Annotated in this window: 21 protein-coding genes; 6 read left to right on the top strand and 15 right to left on the bottom strand. The window is 55.8% G+C overall.

All coding sequences use genetic code 11. The features are described 5' to 3' along the window. Positions 1–28: 28 nt before the first annotated feature. Positions 29–559 (bottom strand): NlpC/P60 family protein, encoded by a 531-nt coding sequence (locus JM656_RS18710; protein ID WP_203359053.1) that lies wholly within the window; start codon positions 557–559, stop codon positions 29–31. Positions 560–1,036: 477 nt separating this feature from the next. On the opposite strand from JM656_RS18710, the gene JM656_RS18705 reads away from it, so the two are divergent. After that, positions 1,037–1,390 carry a hypothetical protein gene (locus tag JM656_RS18705; RefSeq protein ID WP_203359052.1) on the top strand — a complete coding sequence of 118 codons (354 nt, stop codon included), beginning with the start codon at positions 1,037–1,039 and terminating at the stop codon, positions 1,388–1,390. A gap of 42 nt (positions 1,391–1,432) precedes the next feature. Here JM656_RS18705 and JM656_RS18700 read toward each other — a convergent pair whose 3' ends face one another. The 3 genes from JM656_RS18700 to xapA are packed head-to-tail and all read right to left on the bottom strand — an operon-like array spanning position 1,433 to position 4,485. Then, positions 1,433–2,386, bottom strand: coding sequence for a LysR family transcriptional regulator (locus tag JM656_RS18700; protein ID WP_238929169.1), 954 nt, complete (start codon positions 2,384–2,386; stop codon positions 1,433–1,435). A 20-nt stretch (positions 2,387–2,406) separates the two neighbouring features. After that, complete coding sequence (gene tsgA, locus JM656_RS18695; RefSeq protein ID WP_203359051.1) at positions 2,407–3,606, bottom strand: MFS transporter TsgA; 1,200 nt, start codon at positions 3,604–3,606, stop codon at positions 2,407–2,409. Positions 3,607–3,651: 45 nt separating this feature from the next. Continuing rightward, complete coding sequence (gene xapA, locus JM656_RS18690) at positions 3,652–4,485, bottom strand: xanthosine phosphorylase (RefSeq protein ID WP_203359050.1); 834 nt, start codon at positions 4,483–4,485, stop codon at positions 3,652–3,654. Between the two features lie 419 nt (positions 4,486–4,904). Between xapA and JM656_RS18685 the strand changes: the two genes are divergently transcribed. From JM656_RS18685 to JM656_RS18670, 4 genes are all read left to right on the top strand, one after another. Then, on the top strand, positions 4,905–5,381 hold the full coding sequence (locus JM656_RS18685) for a hypothetical protein (protein ID WP_203359049.1): 477 nt from the start codon (positions 4,905–4,907) through the stop codon (positions 5,379–5,381). 3 nt (positions 5,382–5,384) lie between these two features. Continuing rightward, the gene (locus JM656_RS18680; protein WP_203359048.1) at positions 5,385–5,969 is read left to right on the top strand and encodes an OmpA family protein; all 585 of its coding nucleotides are present in this window, start codon (positions 5,385–5,387) and stop codon (positions 5,967–5,969) included. Between the two features lie 379 nt (positions 5,970–6,348). After that, complete coding sequence (locus tag JM656_RS18675) at positions 6,349–6,636, top strand: BrnT family toxin (RefSeq protein WP_203359047.1); 288 nt, start codon at positions 6,349–6,351, stop codon at positions 6,634–6,636. Then, positions 6,623–6,925: a BrnA antitoxin family protein gene (locus JM656_RS18670; RefSeq protein WP_203359046.1), complete on the top strand. Its 303-nt coding sequence runs from the start codon at positions 6,623–6,625 to the stop codon at positions 6,923–6,925. The genes JM656_RS18675 and JM656_RS18670 overlap by 14 nt, the downstream gene beginning before the upstream one ends. A gap of 104 nt (positions 6,926–7,029) precedes the next feature. Here the strand turns inward: JM656_RS18670 and yjiA are convergent, their stop codons facing one another. The 7 genes from yjiA to hpaX form a co-directional block, all read right to left on the bottom strand. Then, positions 7,030–7,986, bottom strand: a complete 957-nt coding sequence (yjiA, locus tag JM656_RS18665; RefSeq protein ID WP_192610939.1) for a GTPase — start codon at positions 7,984–7,986, stop codon at positions 7,030–7,032. Between the two features lie 12 nt (positions 7,987–7,998). Then, entirely contained in the window at positions 7,999–8,193 is a 195-nt protein-coding gene (locus tag JM656_RS18660) for a YbdD/YjiX family protein (RefSeq protein ID WP_192610940.1), read from the bottom strand. Between the two features lie 96 nt (positions 8,194–8,289). Further along, positions 8,290–10,440: a carbon starvation CstA family protein gene (gene btsT / locus JM656_RS18655; protein ID WP_203359045.1), complete on the bottom strand. Its 2,151-nt coding sequence runs from the start codon at positions 10,438–10,440 to the stop codon at positions 8,290–8,292. A gap of 271 nt (positions 10,441–10,711) precedes the next feature. Beyond that, positions 10,712–11,224, bottom strand: coding sequence for a 4-hydroxyphenylacetate 3-monooxygenase reductase subunit (locus JM656_RS18650; protein ID WP_203359044.1), 513 nt, complete (start codon positions 11,222–11,224; stop codon positions 10,712–10,714). A 17-nt stretch (positions 11,225–11,241) separates the two neighbouring features. Further along, positions 11,242–12,804: a 4-hydroxyphenylacetate 3-monooxygenase, oxygenase component gene (gene hpaB / locus JM656_RS18645; RefSeq protein ID WP_203359043.1), complete on the bottom strand. Its 1,563-nt coding sequence runs from the start codon at positions 12,802–12,804 to the stop codon at positions 11,242–11,244. Between the two features lie 231 nt (positions 12,805–13,035). After that, positions 13,036–13,926, bottom strand: coding sequence for a 4-hydroxyphenylacetate catabolism regulatory protein HpaA (gene hpaA / locus JM656_RS18640; protein ID WP_192610944.1), 891 nt, complete (start codon positions 13,924–13,926; stop codon positions 13,036–13,038). Between the two features lie 9 nt (positions 13,927–13,935). Beyond that, a complete protein-coding gene (gene hpaX, locus JM656_RS18635; protein WP_203359042.1) occupies positions 13,936–15,312 on the bottom strand; it encodes a 4-hydroxyphenylacetate permease in 1,377 nt (458 codons plus the stop codon). A 50-nt stretch (positions 15,313–15,362) separates the two neighbouring features. Here hpaX and JM656_RS22440 point away from each other — a divergent pair, with 50 nt between their 5' ends. After that, complete coding sequence (locus JM656_RS22440; RefSeq protein ID WP_255565704.1) at positions 15,363–15,497, top strand: hypothetical protein; 135 nt, start codon at positions 15,363–15,365, stop codon at positions 15,495–15,497. A 27-nt stretch (positions 15,498–15,524) separates the two neighbouring features. Here the strand turns inward: JM656_RS22440 and hpaI are convergent, their stop codons facing one another. From hpaI to hpaD, 4 genes are all read right to left on the bottom strand, one after another. Continuing rightward, positions 15,525–16,319, bottom strand: a complete 795-nt coding sequence (hpaI, locus tag JM656_RS18630; RefSeq protein WP_203359041.1) for a 4-hydroxy-2-oxoheptanedioate aldolase — start codon at positions 16,317–16,319, stop codon at positions 15,525–15,527. A 10-nt stretch (positions 16,320–16,329) separates the two neighbouring features. Further along, positions 16,330–17,133, bottom strand: a complete 804-nt coding sequence (hpaH, locus tag JM656_RS18625) for a 2-oxo-hept-4-ene-1,7-dioate hydratase (protein WP_203359040.1) — start codon at positions 17,131–17,133, stop codon at positions 16,330–16,332. A gap of 139 nt (positions 17,134–17,272) precedes the next feature. Then, entirely contained in the window at positions 17,273–17,653 is a 381-nt protein-coding gene (locus JM656_RS18620) for a 5-carboxymethyl-2-hydroxymuconate Delta-isomerase (protein WP_203359039.1), read from the bottom strand. 9 nt (positions 17,654–17,662) lie between these two features. Beyond that, the gene (gene hpaD / locus JM656_RS18615) at positions 17,663–18,514 is read right to left on the bottom strand and encodes a 3,4-dihydroxyphenylacetate 2,3-dioxygenase (RefSeq protein ID WP_203359038.1); all 852 of its coding nucleotides are present in this window, start codon (positions 18,512–18,514) and stop codon (positions 17,663–17,665) included. Position 18,515: the final 1 nt, after the last annotated feature.

Raw genomic sequence — 18,515 nt, 5'->3', positions numbered from 1 at the left:
CCCTGCCTGACAGCGACAAACGTGAACGCTACGACATTCCCCGTACCGAGGCCATTCTCCTGGCGGTCAGATAATGCTCTTGCCAGTAACTGCCTGACAAATGAGAGAGCATTACGCCCCGGGAACTCGACGCATGGATAAATTGGTCGTTACCGACAAAGACACCGACATGGCGAACATTGGGTTTTGTCATAAAAAAGACCAGGTCTCCAGGTTTCAGTTGTTCCTGTTGAACGGGGTAGCCAGTATGACTCTGTTCCGCTGCTGTTCTCGGTAAATTCAGATGAGCGACGGTGTGTATCACTCTTCGGGTGAACGCCGAACAGTCAATACCATTATGACTATTTCCGCCCCAGCGATAACGAGTGCCTTTCCATTGGGCATATTCATCCATAATACGTTGCTGTAAATTCCCTTCTTTTAGAGTGCGTATTGGCAGAGTCGATGATTTAAAAGCAAAAACAGTATCGACTCCCCACTCTTCAGGAATGATTTTTTCGAAAGCAAAGGTGGTTGAAGAGGAAAGTACAAAAACAATAAATAAAATTAAACGAAGCATAACTCAAAAATTAATTTATATGATCACATCCTTACATTTTGCGCAAAAGAACCCCATCAACCATGATGGTTTTAAATTATAGTTTTAACGACGCCAGGAATAATAACACTGATGAATGAATACATCTTTCACAAGATAGTCCATAATCGGACTGGGCGATAACTCATTGTTTTTAAATTGTTCCAGGCTGACAAGCTGTTCACTGTCGATCACGGCAGTGCAGGGATTCCACTAGCAGGTTCTCCATCACGCGGGAAACGTGGTTTGGCGCGTTTGAGTTCACCGATTTTATTCATAAGGGTAAAGGGAGAATGTTTAAGTGAGCAACCGAAGGAAGATGAAACGAACTCACGATAAATTATCGTGTTTTATCCTGAATTTTTAGTCAGATTTGTTTATTACTCACTGCGTTTATTGCGTCATATTGCATTGTCATCCCATACGCTTAATATTTCAGTTTCGCTAACAGGAGGCACTATGCATAAACCCGCCGCTCTTTTTCTGTGTGTCATGCTTTTTATCCCGCTTATTTTTCTGATTAACGTCACCCCGCTATCGGTACTGTGGCTTTTATTGTATGTCTTTGTCATTTACTGGTTTACCCGAAAGGCGAATAAAGAGAAGACCTACGTGAAAGGGGCCAGCATTATTTATTTAGGCGCCGCCGTTGCGGTTATCGGGAAAAAATGTGTTGCCCTGTATTCCGTGAGTGGGGATGTCAGCAGCGAGGAACTGGTCGTCGAGACGTTCTTCCAGGTGATGCTGATGGTCAGTTCCGGTCTGGGCGGTGGGTTGCTGGCGCACTACTTTATTAATGAACGTAAGGCGTAGCGTGCCGTGTCTCTGCCGGATGGCGGCTTTGCCTTATCCGGCCTACAAATCGGCGTTGGCCCGTGGGCGCAGCGCCTCCAGAAAGCGTGTGAACAGTTCAGGTAACGGCTCGTCGTACCACAACGCATACAGGTCGGCCGGGATTGTCTCTTCAAGGGGGAGAAAGGCCACACCGGGCCAGTAGATCAGTCCGCAGGTTTCCGGCAACAGCGCCACGCCGCTGCCGGTGCTGACCAGCGCCAGCGCGGTTTGCGGCTCAAAAACCTGATGGGTAATCAGCGGCGAGACGCCCAGTTCGAGACAGCATTCGTACACTTGATGGGCAAAATCGCTGCGGGTGAAGGAGAGTGAAATAAACGCCCGATCCGCCAGATCGACCAGCGAGACTTTTCCGCGACGGCACAGCGGATCGCTTTCGTGCACGGCGACATGCACCCTTTCACGGGCGATCAACTGACAGCGGATCTTCGCTCCCGGATGCGGGATCACATTGCGGTTGATGGCGATATCAATGGTGCGGGCGCGCAGCGCTTCGGTTTGCTCGTGCTGCCCCAGTTCATGCAGCGTCCAGTTTACATCGGGGTTGGCTTCCCGAAACGCTTTCATCCTTTCCAGCAACGGTCCCCACATTGCGCTGCCAATCACCCCAATATTGATATGCTGCTTTTCGCTGCGACCAATCTGACGCACATAGTTCAGCGACTGTTCGGTGGCGTTGAGGATGCGGTCGACTTCAGCTTTCAGCACTTTTCCGGCGTGGGTCAACGCGACTTTTCGGCTGGATCGTTCGAACAATTCCACGCCGAGGATCTCTTCCAGCTCTTTTATTTGTACGCTGAGCGGCGGCTGAGAGATGTTCAGCCGTGCCGCGGCGCGGCCAAAATGCAGCTCGTCGGCAAGGATCTGAAAATAGCGTAGCATCCGAAAGCGAATGCGGCTGTTGGCCTGAGGATCGAGCATGCAGGGCACCGTGAAGGGGGAGGGTGGCGGTATCATGCAACCCTCCTGAAAGGCTGTCAAACCGCGACCGCCTCGCCCTGATGCAGGCGTTCGGCTTTGCTACAGGCAATCGCCATAAGCAGGGTTACCATCAGCAGCGCGTAGGCAACGGTAGACGCATTCACCGCGCCGTGCAGGCCGAAGTGACTGTTTACCAGCGAAGAAACCGTTGCGAACAGCAGCGTGCCGACAGTACCGCAGGTGAGCAGCGCGGAAATCAGCGTCGGCGAACTGCGGCTGACCTGCAACGAACCGTAGCTCATCAACCCGGAGAACAGGCCGGAGTTGAAGAAGCCAAATGCGCCGCAGGCAATCAAAATCAGCGTGGTGTTGCTGCTGTTACTGATAAGCGCGATCGACACCAGGCCGACGGTGGTACAAATGAGCAGGAAGGTGCGCAGTTTCATCCACTTGACGGTGAACTGGTTGAGGAATAGCCCTGTCGCCTTCGTCACCCAGTACACGGTGGTGTACAGCGCCGCCTGCTCCGGCAGCAACTGGAAGCGCCATTGCAGATAGCCCGGCGTCCACATAGTGAAAATCGGTTCGGCGAGCAGGAACAGGAATAGCGCCCCGCACAGCAGCCACACCGAGCGACCCCACGGCTCCTTGCTGGCGGTTTCCTGATGCGTCGGTTCCGGTGATTCGGTCGTCGGGTAGCGGCTGCGCAGGGTGAGGATCAGCATGATCACCCCCAGCGCACCCATAATGGCGTACATCGCCATCCAGCTCGCGCCCAGCTTAAACAGCCACGCCAACAGAAACGAGAGCGTCGCGCCCGCCAGGCTGAAGAAAAAGTCGGTGAAAATCAGGCTCGACGAGCGGCGCTTTTCGTCCGGGTTGATGCGCACCACCAGGTAGCTGCCGATAGTCATAAAAATCCCGCCGCAGGCGCCGATAATGGCGACCGCGACGCTGAACATGGTCAGCGTCGGGGTGACAAACAGCAGGGCGCTGATGAGAATGGTCAGCGCGGCGGCGATCACCAGCGGCTTTTGCAAGCCCCATTTCTTCATCAGGATCCCGCCGAGCATGATCGGTACGAACATGCCGATATTCATCAGCGTAAACACCTGGCCGATAAAGCTCGGGTCTTTGTTGAACGCCGCACACAGCGGCCCGAGGACGATCCCGAGCGTCGACACCAGCGCGCCGACGAAGTAATAGCTCAGATACGAAATCGCATTCAGACTGCCGCGAGAGTAATTTTCTGACATCTGCATTTCTCCTGGCGGGCAATACGCCCGCCGCTGGACGGGAACTTAACGGCAGTTCTTCACGAACTGGCTAATCAGGCGAATGAAATCGTCGGTGACCATCGCCGCGCATTTCAGGGTTTGTTCGTGGGAGAGTTCCACGTCGCTTAAGCCTTCCGCCATGTTGGTGATGGCCGACACCGCCAGCACTTTCAGGCCGCAGTGGCGGGCGACGATCACTTCCGGCACCACCGACATGCCCACTACGTCGCCGCCGATTTTCTGCATCATGCGGATCTCCGCCGCCGTTTCGAAGTTCGGGCCAGGGTAGGAGACGAACACCCCCTCGTGGAGTTTCAGGCCCAGATCGCGGGCGGTGTGATGCAGTTTTTCGCGCAGGTCTTTGTCGTAGGCGTTGGCGAGGCTAAAGAAGCGCGGACCAAAGCGGTCATCGTTCGGCCCAACCAGCGGTGTCGACGGCATGGTGTTGATGTGATCGTTAAGCGCCACCAGGCTACCCGCCGGAATAGCCGGATTGAGCGAGCCCGCAGCGTTGGTGCAGAACATAAATTCGCAGCCGAGCAGTTTAAAGGTGCGCACCGCGTGGGTCATGATGCCCATCCCGACGCCTTCGTAAAAATGGCCGCGACCTTTCATGCAGATAATATCCACGCCATGCAGCGCGCCCATAACTACCTCGCCCGCATGCCCAATCACGGTACTGACCGGGAAACCCGGCAGTTTTTCGTAAGAGATAACGGTCTTGTTTTCGAGCTTATCGGCCAGCGCCCCGAGACCCGATCCGAGAATAAAGGCGATGCGCGGGGTAAAGCCCGGCTTCGCTTTACGGAGGATGTTAGCGGCATCGAACGGGGTATCGTTAATCACGGAATGAGACATAAAAACTCCTGAATGCGTAGGTTTATGCACATTCTGCGAAGCGGACGATTGCTAATCCAATTGGATAAATGCGCTTATTGATTCGTTTTTTTGAATTGATGGTATGGGCAAATTATGGGAATGACGGAATTTCAAGGAGTTATACAGAAGAACACGCGACTCCGGCGACTGAGCAGGGAAAATGGGAGGGTTGAAGTGTGATGAGGTTCACTGACGGTCTTGTCGGCGCAGCACACCTGTCCGGACTGGCGTGCCGTCACGCCCTATTAAACGTGATCACGCTAACGTTTTTGCACGCTATGGGGGTGATACCGGGGTGTTTTACTATACTTCGGGGGCATTACTCTCCCGGCGACTTTCCTATGTTATTGAAAATATAAGATAACAAAGACAGCGCCCTACAGAATAAGGACCTCAACATGAAGCGAATGAAAAACTTCGTTGCCTCCTGTCTGTTGACCGCGCTGGTTTTCCCGGGCGTCGTGCTGGCAGAGGAAGCGCCAGCCGCACCGCTGGCCACCGGTATGGTGAGCGCGGGGACGGCGGAAGCGCAGGTGGTGGAAGCCGTGCGCCACGGCGACATCCTGACCGTCAAGGTACGCTTTAAGGGCCTTGCGGATAACCTGACTGCGCAATCTCTGTATACCGGAATAGATAAAGAGGCGCTCGCTAATTCCTTCTATTTGTTGGTGGGTAACAAGAAATATCTGCTACTGACCGACTCGAACGGTGTACCTCTGGCGCCGAATAGCGTGATGTTTAGCTCGCGCCGCGGTGTTCCGTATGTCGGTTCGTGGTACGGCAGTTTCCCGGCGCCGCCGAAAGACGTCGAAGAAGTGTATTTGACTATCGAAAACGTTGAGCCGCTCGGGCCCATCGCCATTACGGATCGTTAAGCGATGAGCGGCCTGCATAAACTCCTGTTCGCCAGCGCTCTGGCGCTGTGTTCTGCCGCTGGTGCGGAAGATGCGCCAGCGCATGCGCCGCCAGTGATCCTCGACCTTAAAGCGACAACGCTGGATCTGGTGGGCTTTCCGTCGGATACCGGCGGCGCGGTGCTGGATTTACAGAGCAAGGCGGCGGATCTGGCGAAGCAGTCGGCGGATATCACTTTTCGCGATGACAAAGACGCGGTGACGTTGTCGATTCGCAGCGACGTGCTGTTTGCTTTTGATAGCGATGCGATCGCCAAAAAAGCCGAGCCAACGCTGAAACAGGTGGCGCAGCTAATCGTTGACGATCCTGACGGTGCAGTCACGATTGAAGGGCATACCGATTCGGTGGGTAGCGATAAGTACAATCTCGATCTTTCGCTGCGTCGCGCCCGCTCGGTCGCCAAATGGCTGACGGCACACGGCGTGGATTCATCACGTTTAAGCGAGAAGGGCAAAGGTGAAAGCCAGCCGGTGGCGAGTAACGATAGCGACGCCGGAAGGGCGAAAAACCGTCGCGTCGATTTCGTATTGCCGAAGAAGAAAGCGTGAGTTCACCACCCGATCTATGGCTGTAAACCTGTAGCCCTGCTGGGAATGGCTCCAGAGTCTCAGTCTGGCTACTGGATCTCTGTAGTAGATTCCATCGCCACCTTCACTGTCATCCTCGGCTACACGCAGTTGATCCGCAGGCAGTTTCTGTATTACCCAAAACAGGGATTCCATTGCACCTTAATCTTCATCTTACACAGCTGCTGGGCGAGATTCTGCACTTCGCGCTGGCGGGCGTAGAGCATCGTTTTGACCGCTCTGAGGGCTTTTTGTCACTCATATCCATTTATGCAAAATGTGATGCTATTTCCAGCAATATCGCTATACTCGTAAGATAATTGTCTATACATTTTTGTATATACAATCAGGGATAGATACTATGCCGATGGAGTATGAATGGGATGCTAATAAGGCCAGAAGCAACCAGATAAAACATGGCATTCGCTTTGAAGATGCTGTTCTTGTGTTCGATGATCCACGGCATCTCTCAAGGCAGGATCGCATAGAGAACGGTGAGCACCGCTGGCAAACCCTCGGGCTTGTGCATGGGATTATTGTCATTCTTGTTGCCCACACCGTTCGCTTTGAAAGTGGCTGCGAAGTCATTCGGATCATTAGCGCCCGAAAGGCAGACAGTAAAGAGAGGAATCGTTATGAGCATGGTTAAACATAAACGCGGCAGCGTATCCGCACTGAGTGCTCAGCATGAGGCTGAACTTAAGGCGCTGGCGATGAAATCCGACACGGATATTGATTACAGCGACATTCCTTCTTCGGAGGATGAACAGTGGTCTGAGGCGGCGCGGGGTAAGTTTTTTCGCCCATTGAAAACGCAAGCCTCTGTGCGCATTGATGCCGATGTCATGGAGTGGCTGAAACGTCCGGGGAAAGGGTATCAGACGCGGCTTAATGCTATTTTGCGCGAAGCCATGCTGCGAGAGCAAAACAAGAAATAGCGAGTATCTGCTCGCGTGTAGATGCCGGATGGCGGCTACGCCTTATCCGGCTTACAAATCGGCATTGGCCCGATAAGCACAGCGCCATCGGGCATCAGGATAGTTTACTTCTTCAGCCCCGCAAACGCGGCGCGAATCTCGTCTTCGGGGAGTTGAATCCCGATAAATACCAGCGTGCTGTGCGGCTGTTCGTCGCCCCACGGGCGGTCCCAGTCGGCGCTGTAGAGGCGTTGCACGCCCTGGAATAGCAGGCGGTTTGGCTCGCCGTCGATCCACAGCATTCCTTTGTAGCGCAACAGTTTGTCGGCGGATTCCAGCAGCAGATTTTCCATCACGCGGGAAACGTCACCGATGTCGACCGGGTAATCCAGCTCCACCACGATCGATGAAATATCGTTCTGCTTGTCGGCGATAAAGTGGAAACGCGGTGTGGCGCTGACCACGTTCTCTTCCAGCATAAAGCCGTTGGTGTTGAACAGCAGGGCGAGGTCGATATCGCCATGGGTAACGGTGTAAACCGGGGCGCGGGCATTGATGCGCGCCAGGCGTTCACGCAGTTTTTCGCTTTCACCCGCCACGTCGGTTTTGGTCAGCAGGATGCGGTCGGCGTAGCCAATCTGCGACTGGGCGATGGTGAACTGGTTCATCTGCTCATCGGCATGGACCGCATCGACCAGCGCAATCACGCCGTCCAGTAGGTAGCGTTCGCACAGCACCTCATGCGAGAAAAAGGTCTGAATAATCGGGCCAGGATCGGCCATGCCGGTACATTCAATCACCAGACGGTCGAACTGGATGTTGCCCTTGTCGAGGTTGTCGAGCAGGTCCAACAACGCGTCTTCCAGCTCGCTGGAGCGGGTGCAGCAGATGCAGCCGTTGGTAAGGGTTTTGATCTGGGTGGCGCGATCGCCAATCAGCTGATCGTCAACGGAAACTTCGCCGAATTCGTTTTCGATAACGGCAATTTTATAGCCGTGCTGTTCGTTGAGAATATGGCGCAGCAGCGTGGTTTTACCGGCGCCAAGAAAACCGGTGAGTAGGGTAACTGCAATCGGGGTCATTCATTTCTCCTTCTAACAGCAACTGCTTCCGCCGCTACCGTAGCGGGCTTCCTGGCGCTCGCGGAAGAATTCTTCGTAAGTCATATAAGGCTGGTCCGGATGGTTGGTCTTCATGTGCTCGACGTAGTTGTCGTAGTCCGGAATGCCAATCAACATCTTTGCCGCCTGACCGAGATATTTTTTTGCCTGACCTAAAGTACCAAACATTATACCGTCCAGATAGAAAAAGCCCGGTGGCGCTACGCTTACCGGGCCTACAGGATCTGTGTAGGGCGGGTTAGCGTAGCGCCACCCGCCAGGTTTTTAGTGGTGTGAAGAGGTCTTCACGCCGCCTTCCGGAATCGGTACGTACGGTGTTTCTTTGTCGGTACGACCGTTGACGTTACGCACGTTCATCCAGGTTTTGATGGCGTAGAAGATGATGCTGTACACCACAATCAGGAACAGAATACTCAAACCTGCGTTGGTGTAGTTGTTCACCACGATATGGTTCATGTTGGCAATCTGCTGTGCAGTCAGTTCACCGCCATTCGCAATCTTCTCTTTGTACTGGCTGGCCATGTAGAAGAAGCCTTCCATCTGCGGGTTGGTGCTGAACAGTTTCAGACCCAGCGCCCAGGTGGTGCAGAGAAGCAACCATGATGCCGGGACAACAGTAACCCAGATGTATTTGGTGCGCTGCATTTTAATCAGTACCACGGTGCCCAGAACCAGCGCCACAGCGGCCAGCATCTGGTTAGAGATACCGAACAGCGGCCACAGGCTCTTAACGCCGCCCAGCGGATCAACCACGCCCTGATACAGCAGGTAGCCCCACAGACCAACACAGCCCGCGGTTGCCACAACGCCCGCCACCAGAGAGTCGGTTTTCTTCAGGAACGGCACGAAGTTACCGAGCAAATCTTGCAGCATAAAGCGGCCAGCACGGGTACCGGCGTCCAGCGCGGTTAGGATGAACAGCGCTTCGAACAGGATCCCGAAGTGGTACCAGAAGCCCATATCAGCCATCGGCAGCACTTTGTGGAATACGTGTGCGATACCAACAGCCAGCGTCGGTGCGCCACCTGCGCGGTTCAGAACGGACGGTTCGCCGATGTCTTTCGCGGTTTGCAGGATCTGCTCAGGCGAAATCACGAAGCCCCAGGAACTGACGGTCGCGGCGGCGTGTGCCGTCACGTCTTTCAACTGCGCCATAATCAGCGGCGCGTTTTCACCGCCCATCTCATGCAGGTTTGGCATGGTGATGCCAAGGCCTGCTGGCGGGGTGTTCATCGCGAAGTAAAGACCCGGTTCGATGATGGACGCAGCAACCAGAGCCATAATCGCAACGAAGGATTCCATCAGCATCGCGCCGTAACCGATAAAGCGAGCGTCGGTTTCGTTGGCCATCAGCTTCGGCGTGGTGCCGGAAGCAATCAGCGCGTGGAAGCCAGAGACGGCGCCACAGGCGATGGTGATAAACAGGAACGGGAACAGCGCGCCTTTCCACAGTGGCCCGGTACCGTCAATGTACTGGGTTATGGCGGGCATTTTCAGTTCCGGGTTGATGATAACGATACCGATCGCCAGACCGACGATAACACCGATTTTCAGGAACGTTGCCAGGTAGTCACGCGGGGCCAGAATCAGCCATACCGGCAGCAGCGCGGAGATAAACGCGTAGCCGATCAGTGCGAAGGTAATGGTGGTGTCTTTAAAGGTCAGCGCCGGGCCCCAGTACGGGTCGTGGGCAATCACGCCGCCGAAGTAAATAGAGGCAACCAGCAGAACGATACCAATCACCGACACTTCACCCACACGACCCGGACGCAGGAATCGCATGTAGATCCCCATGAACAGCGCGATAGGCACAGTAGAGCAAACGGTGAAGACGCCCCACGGGCTTTCCGCCAGCGCTTTTACCACGATCAACGCCAGTACCGCGAGGATGATGATCATGATTAAGAAGCAGCCGAACAGCGCAATGGTACCCGGCACGCGGCCCATCTCACCTTTGATCATCTCACCAAGAGATGCGCCGTTACGGCGGGTCGAGATGAACAGTACCATGAAGTCCTGCACCGCACCGGCCAGCACCACACCCGCCAGCAGCCACAGCGTACCCGGCAGATAACCCATCTGGGCGGCCAGAACCGGACCTACCAGCGGACCCGCACCGGCGATGGCGGCGAAGTGGTGACCGAACAACACGTAGCGGTTGGTCGGCACGTAGTTCAGGCCGTCGTTATTGATGACCGCTGGCGTGGAACGCGTCGGGTCAAGTTTCATCACCTTTTGAGCGATGTACAGACTGTAGTAGCGGTACGCTACCAGATACACAGAGACGGAAGCGGCCACAATCCACAGGGCGCTGATGTGCTCGCCCCGACGTAATGCCACTACCGAGAGGCAGAGTGCCCCGATGATTCCGAGAATCACCCAGGGTATGTGCTTGAATATCTTTTTGGTATCCATAGTAAAACCTGGTTTCTTTAGATTAATAATTGGCCGAAGCCGTTTGGGTTCAAGTGTGTGTTTGAGGAGGTATATGACTGTTATGCTGGGGACGATCTTGCCAGAGAAACGCGCGCGTAAAGTAAGGTAAATAGGCGAGTGGTTATATGTCAGCTTAAGCGGTCAGGAGTGTCAGCGAGCGGTAAAGAGAGGGCGTAAGCGGTGGAAATTGTGTGATTTGGGTCACAATGAAAGCGGGCGGCAGTGCTGCCGCCCGTTGGGCTTCACAGGATTAGACGGTGGTTTCCATTTCCGTCATCACTGGATGGAAACGACGCTTGAAGTAGATCAGACCGTGACCGTCCTCGCCCAGGATAATATTTTTGATCTCAACCAGATAAACCAGATGCGTGCCAATCGCCTGCACATCGCGGATCTCCCCTTCGAGGCTGGCCAGCGCGCCTTTCAGCACCGGTTGCGCCAGCGGCCCTTTTTGCCAGCAGGAGAGGTTGAAACGTTCGTCCATCGCCATCCCGGTCATACCGGCGAAGTGGCGCGCCATCAGTTCCTGCTCGTGGTTCAGCACGTTGACGCACAGCTTACCGTTGTCCTGAAATACCGGATTCATGGCGCTGTTGGCGTTAATGCAGACCATCACCGACGGGGGCGTATCGGTCACCGAGCACACGGCGGTGGCGGTGATCCCGCAGCGTCCGCCGTCGCCTTCGGTGGTCACAATATTGACCGCCGCTGACAGGCTGGCCATCGCATCACGAAAACGCAGACGTTGTTCATCTAATTGCATTTTGACCTCCGACTGCGTTATTTCAGCAGCTTATCCAGCAGGTTGATATCGTTGTTGTTGTGCAGGTGTGGCACCGTCCAGCCGTTCTGGTCGTATTCAGACAGGCAGCGGTCAACCATCGCCATCATTTTGTCCATGTTGCCGGAGGTCTGCGCCTGACGCAGACACTGCAGGCGGATCTCGTCCTGGCTACCGGAGTAGTTGATTTCATATAACTCGTGGCGTCCACCAAATTCGCTGCCGATGGCGTCCCACATCAGTTTTAAAATCTTAATGCGTTCAACGTGATCCATCCCGTTGGAGCCGCGCACGTATTTTGCCAGATACTGATCGATCTGTGGATTATTCAGATCACGTGCGCTCGAAGGCAGATAGATCAGACCGCTGGTGACGTTACGCTCAATAATGTTTTTGATCTTCGCATAGGCCATCGGCGCCATCACTCGATAGGTTTGCAGCGCCGCGTGATCCGGCAGCCAGGCGCCATTGACCCACGGCGTCGCTTCAGAACACATGGAGTCGCTCAGCGCCCAGAACATGTTACGCCAGGCCACGACTTCCCCCAGATCGGCCTGCACGCCGCGGAACTCCGCCGTGCCGGTACATTCGAGCGATTTTTTCAGCAACGCGGTGATAAAGTCGAGTTTGACCGCCAGACGCACACACGCCTGCAACGGATACATGCGGGCGAAACCGCCTTCCATCGTCCAGCGGCGGCAACGATCAAAATCGCGGTAGATCAGCACGTTTTCCCACGGAATTAGCACCTTATCCATCACCAGAATGGCATCGTTCTCGTCAAAACGGCTGGAGAGCGGGTAGTCATATGGGGAACCGGTCGCACCTGCCACCAATTCATAAGAGGCGCGGGAAATCAGTTTCACGCCGTCGGCGTCCATTGGGGCGACGAACATCAGCGCGAAGTCCGGGTTTTCGCCCATCACCTGCGCAGAGCCAAAGCCGATCATGTTGTAGTGGGTCAACGCTGAGTTGGTTGCCACCACTTTCGCGCCGCTGACGATTATCCCGGCGTCAGTCTCTTTTTCCAGTTTGATGTAGACGTCTTTCACTTCGTCGGCCGGTTTGTGGCGGTCAATCGGCGGGTTGACGATGGCGTGGTTAAAGTAGAGTCCGGTTTCCTGAATGCGGGTGTACCAGTTGCGGGCGTTCTGCTCAAACTGGCCGTAAAACGCCGGATTCGCCCCCAGCGCGCAGCCAAAAGCGGCTTTGTAATCCGGCGTACGTCCCATCCAGCCGTAGCTCAGACGGGACCACTCAGCGATGGCGTCACGCTGCTGGCGCAGGTCGTTGGCGCTTTTCGCCACGCGAAAGAATTTGTGGGTGTAGCCGCCGCTGCCGGTGTCGGTGCCCCAGCAGAGGGCGTCCTGCATCTCTGGTTTGTGCAGTGCGTCGTAGAGTTGGGCAACGGAAGCCGCCGCGTTGCGAAACGCCGGATGCGTGGTGACGTCTTTCACGCGTTCACCGTAGATGTAGATCTCGCGCCCGTCCTGCAGACTTTTTAAGTACTCTTCACCGGTTAAGGGGCGTTTGGCGTCAGCGCGGAAATCTTCAGGTTTCATAGTCAGACTCTCTTTTCGTATCGGATGGAAAACCTGCGCCAGTGGGCGTTTCAGGCTTTAATGTTAAATTTATGTTTTGTTTTTGTTGTTTAATTGAAGCGTGATAAGGCGACGGCGTGAAGGGACGATTGCGACAACGGCAGGTACTTTTCGGACGGGATTGGGTTTTGTGATCTGTGCGACTTTTTGGCGGGCGGCGCTGCGCTTACCCGCCCTGGGGTGAGGGAAAATTCACGATACCGGTACTTTACTCGCCCGGTACGCACTCGGCGAACATCCCACCAGCCGATTAAAGAAGCGGGCGAAATAGGCGGGATCTTTAAACCCCAGTTGCCAGGCGATCTCATTGACCGCGCTGTCAGAAAAGAGCAGCAGACGTTTGGCCTCGCGCAATTGCCGGTCGAAGATCAGGCGTTTAGGGGGGCGGTTGGCGAAGCGGCGACAGATATCGGTCAGGCGGGACTCCGTCAGATGCAGCTCGCTGGCATAGTCCGGCACGCTCCAGTGCTGGTGGAAGTGGGTGTCGATCAACTGGGTGAAACGCTGGAACAGCTTCAGTTCGCCGCGCATCCCGCTTGCCGCATGGTCATCGAGTTTGGCGTTACGCAGCAGCAGGGTGAAGACCGCCTGCGCCAACAGAACCAGCGTGTGTTCGCACCCCGGCAGTTGTTCAGTCGATTCCCGCTCAATCAACCGCCAGTAATGGGCTAACGCCGCGAGTTCGTCGGGTTTGTCCGCCAGCGAAAGGCAAATCCCCGGCAGGCCGAACGTCTCCCGCGTGCCGGGGTAGAGCACTTCTAACAGCGGCCAGATCAGCGCTTCCCGCACCGTTAGCACGTGACCGTCACTGTCTGATTCGGTAATAAACGCATGCGGTACTGAGGGTGGCGTCAGGACAAACAGCGGCGCCTGTACCGAATAGCGGTGATCGTCGAGCTGGAGTTCGATCTGCCCGGTATCAAGAAAGTGCATCTGAAAGAACTGGTCGTGGCGATGCGCCTGCATATCCCGGCCAAAAAACGCCGCCATGCGGGCGAATGACTGGTAATGCACATCGTCGCTGCCGAGGCTTTCGTCATACTCTTTGCTGATGTCGATATTGGCGATCGAACTCTGGCACATACTCGCTCCTTACGGTGTGGCGCGCGGGCGCGATGACTGCATGGGTATTAACCAGACAATGACGGCACCGACAACCAGCAGCGAGGCCACAAACCACAATCCGCTGTTAAAGCTGCCGGTGACATCTTTCAGCCAGCCGATCATAAAGGGGCTGAGCGCCGATCCAATATTACCCGTGGCGTTGATCACTGCAATCCCGATCGCTCTCGCCCGCAGGCTGATCGACTGATCCGGCGTGGTCCAGAAAATGGCCATCGCACAGAACGATCCGGTAGAGGCCATGACGATCCCCAGCATCTGGAGCAGATTGTTATCGGTGGCGGAGGCCAGTAGCCAGCCCGCGGCGGCGAAGAGATACGGCAGGGCGGTGTGGTGCTTACGCTCCTGACGTCTGTCCGAATGGCGGCTCCAGAAGATCATCCCGAAAATAGTACACACCTGCGGAATGGCGGCCAGCAGCCCGATCGTGATGTTGCTGCTGCCCTGATTAAAACTTTGCAGGATCTGCGGCGTCCAGATGCCGATGGCGCTGAGGGTATTGGTCAGGCAGAAGTAAGCCAGCGTGTACATCATCACAATCGGAGTGAAGATTTCGCGCCACAGGCTGCGCTGTTGCATTGCGTGATGACTCACGGCGCCTTCCGGCTGCACCAGCGTCAGACGGTCGTTGTCCATCATCTCTTGCAGACATTTTTTGTCTTCTGCGGTGAGCCATTTGGCCTTCGACGGGGAGTCGTCCAGCCAGAACCAGACCAGGACGCCCAGCAGAACCGACGGGAACCCTTCCAGCAGGAATAACCACTGCCAGCCGCGCAGGTCAAACAGGCCGTCCATCGCCAGAATATAGCCGGAGACAATCGAGCCGAGCGCCGTCGTGACGGGCATGGCTATCATAAACAGGGCGTTGGCGCGGGCGCGGAAAAACGCCGGAAACCAGTAGGTTAAATAGAGCAGAATGCCCGGTAAAAAACCGGCCTCGGTGATGCCGACCAGAATACGCAGTATGTACAGGCTGTTCGGCCCGGTGGCAAACAGGGTCGCGGTGGAGGCAATTCCCCACAGCACCATAATGGTCGCGATCCAGCGGCGAGCGCCGACAATACTGAGCATGATGTTGCTGGGAATACCGAAAATAACGTACGCGGCGTAAAACAGGGTGGTCGCCAGGCCGAACATGGTGGCGTTTAGCCCGAGATCGCGGCCCATCGTGAGTCCGGCAAAGCCAATGTTGATGCGATCGAGGAATGAAAAAATAAACAGCACGAACAGAAACACGATCAGACGGCGGAACAGCTTATTGATCACCGACTGTTGCTGCACCGTCAGTTGTTTATGCTGACTGGCAGGGTTTTGTTTCTCAGGGATTGCAGATGAGGTGTCGCTCATTGTTTTTCCTCTAATGGGAATTTTGTAGGGTACGACATGGATTATGCCGGATGGGGGTTAGCGCCTTATCCGGCCTGCGTTTCGGTACTGCTGTTTGCCGGATGGCGGCGATGCCTTATCCGGCCTACGGTTCGCTACTGATGTTTGCCGGCTATGCCCTATCCGGCCAGCGCGATGCGTTGTAGGCCGGATAAGCGCAGCGCCATCCGGCGTTAATAAACGCCGGGCGCTGCCGGTTTGGCGTCGACGTGTGCGCCAAACCGTGCGGCCAACGCTTCGGCAGCGCGGGCGAGCAGGGTGGTGTCGACGCCAACGGCGACAAACAGCGCGCCGAGTTCAAGATAGCGTTTCGCCAGCTGTTCATTAGCCATCAGAATGCCCGGTGCTTTACCCGCTGCCCGAATCTGCGTAATCGCGTGCTCAATGGCGGCCTGCACGTCCGGGTGCTGTGGATTACCGGCAAACCCCATATCGGCGCTCAGATCCGCCGGGCCGATAAACACCCCATCGACCCCTTCAACATCCAGAATCTGTGGCAAATTCTTCAGCGCCTCGCGGGTTTCTATCTGCACCAGCACGCACATTTCATCGTTCGCCTTTTGCAGGTAATCCGGGATGCGATTCCAGCGCGACGCCCGCGCCAGGGCGCTGCCGACACCGCGAATACCGGCGGGGGGATAACGTGTCGCACTCACTGCCAGTCGGGCTTCATCGGCGTTTTGTACCATCGGAACGAGCAGCGTTTGCGCGCCAACGTCCAGCAACTGTTTGATCTGCACCGGATCGTTCCACGACGGGCGCACGATCGGCTGGCTGGCGTAGGGGGCAATCGCCTGCAGTTGCGTCAGTACCGTTTGCACGTTATTCGGCGCATGTTCACCGTCAATAAGCAGCCAGTCGAAACCCGCGCCCGCCAGCAGCTCCGCGCTGTAGTTGCTGCACAGTCCCAGCCACAGGCCGATTTGCGGACGGCCCGCTTTCAGCGCCTCTTTGAATACATTTTGCATGGTCGTCTCCTTACACAAAGCGGCAGCTAATCGAACCCATGTTGCCGTAGTCCACATGGAAGGTATCGCCTTTGCTTGCCGTGACCGGGCGGGTGAACGAGCCGCCGAGAATTACCTGCCCTGGCTCCAGTTGTACGTCGTAAGGCGCCAGCTTGTTCGCCAGCCATGCCACACCGTTGGCCGGATGATTCAGTACGCCCGCCGCCACGCCAGTTTCTTCGATCACGCCGTTGCGATAGAGCAGGGCGGAGATCCAGCGTAGATCCAGCGCATCGGGTTTAATCGGACGCCCACCGAGGATCACCCCCGCATTGGCGGCGTTATCCGAGATGGTGTCGAACACTTTGCGCGGACGCTGCGTTTCCGGGTCGATGTTGTGACAGCGGGCGTCGATCAGCTCCAGCGCCGGGATCACGTAATCTGTCGCGTTGTAGACGTCGAACAAGGTGCAGTTCGGGCCGCGCAGCGGTTTTGCCAGCACGAAAGCCAGTTCGACTTCAATGCGCGGGACGATAAAGCGATCGGTTGGGATATCGCTACCGTCGTGGAAAAACATGTCGTCGAGTAATGCGCCGTAGTCCGGTTCGCTTATCTGCGAGCTGGCCTGCATTGCTTTCGAGGTCAGGCCGATTTTGTGGCCTTTCAGCACGCGGCCTTCAGCGATTTTAAGACTGACCCATTCGCGTTGAACGGCGTAGGCGTCGTCGATGGTGATCGCCGGATAATCCAGCGAGATCTGGCGGATCTGCTCGCGGGATTGTTCCGCCTGATGTAGACGCTGTGCAATCAGGGTATGGGTGTGTTTATCGAGCATGATAGTTTCCTTTGTGCTGCTGTGGTCGGATGGCGGCTTTGCCTTATCCGGCCTATGGCTCGGTGTTGCGCCTTATCCAGCCTACGGTTTGGTGCTGTTGTAGGCCCGGTAAGCGCAGCGCCACCGGGCAAAAAGCGCGTTACTTAAATAACGCGTGCACATTGTTTTGTTTGTAATTCAGCGTCGGATGCAGCTCGTCGATTTCAAACGACAGCGCCAGATAGCGGTTTGCCATCAGGTCGGCGAAATGGGTTTTAATCAGCGCAAACAGCATTTCGCCCACTTCCTGACGGCTCTCCAGACTGCGCCCGGTGCCGATTTTTAGCGTCATATGCACAAACGCATAGTCGTGTTGACCGTCGGCCATCTGCCAGGTATCCAGCCAGTGCGCGCGGCTGCGAATACCGCCGAGCGGGAAAATACCCGTGGCGGCAAGCGCGGAGTTAACTTTGGCAAACAGCCCCGGCAAGTCGGCCTGTTCACGGATGTTGTCGGTACATTCAGCGATAAAGTGCGGCATTTTCTCTCCTCAGGCGGGCAGCGGGAAAACGGCGTTCACCTGGCCGGTGCCAGAACTGGCGAATAACTCGGTGAGGAACTCCACCTTGCCGTCGTATTTGTCCCAGCCGAGCATCCCCAGCAGCATCACCGTGTCGTGCATGTTGCCTTCGCCGTAGCAGTAATCGGCGTACTCCGGCAGCATGCTGCAAAATTCTTTGAACTGCCCTTCGCGCCACAGCTTGACTACCCGTTCGTCCATCTGACGATCAAACTCGCGGGTGTAGCTGTTCATCCCTTCTTCCGCGCGCTGGTCGTCGATGAAACGGTGCGACAACGAGCCGCTGGCGAGCACCGCCACAGTGCCGTCGTATTTCTCAATCGCGCTGACGATCGCCTCGCCAAGCTTGCGGCTGTCGGCAAAGTCATGGACGGTACAAAAGGCGGAGATAGACACCACTTTGAAATGCTTGTCGCTGTTCATGTAGCGCATCGGCACCAGCGTGCCGTACTCGAGCTTGAGGCTCGGGATGTTGTGCGCTTTGGCGCGTACGCCCAGCTTTACCGCTTCGTCGGCAATCAACTGACCCAGCTCCGGGTTGCCGTCGTAGTCGTAAGTCATGTCGCGGATAAAATGCGGCAGTTCGTTACTGGTATAAATGCCGGAAAAATGGTCCGCGCAGTTGATGTGGTAGGCGCTGTTCACCAGCCAGTGGGTGTCGAACACGATAATGGTGTCGACGCCCATCTCGCGGCAGCGATGGCTGATCTCTTTGTGCCCGTCAATCGCTGCCTGGCGGCAGCCGTGGTTTTTCCCCGGCAGCTCAGACAGGTACATCGACGGGACGTGGGTGATTTTTGCGGCTAACGCTAATGTGCCCATA

Origin of the sequence: Citrobacter sp. R56, assembly GCF_016811995.1 — a bacterium.
GTDB lineage: Bacteria > Pseudomonadota > Gammaproteobacteria > Enterobacterales > Enterobacteriaceae > Citrobacter_D > Citrobacter_D enshiensis.
This window is presented reverse-complemented; position numbering and strand designations above follow the sequence as displayed.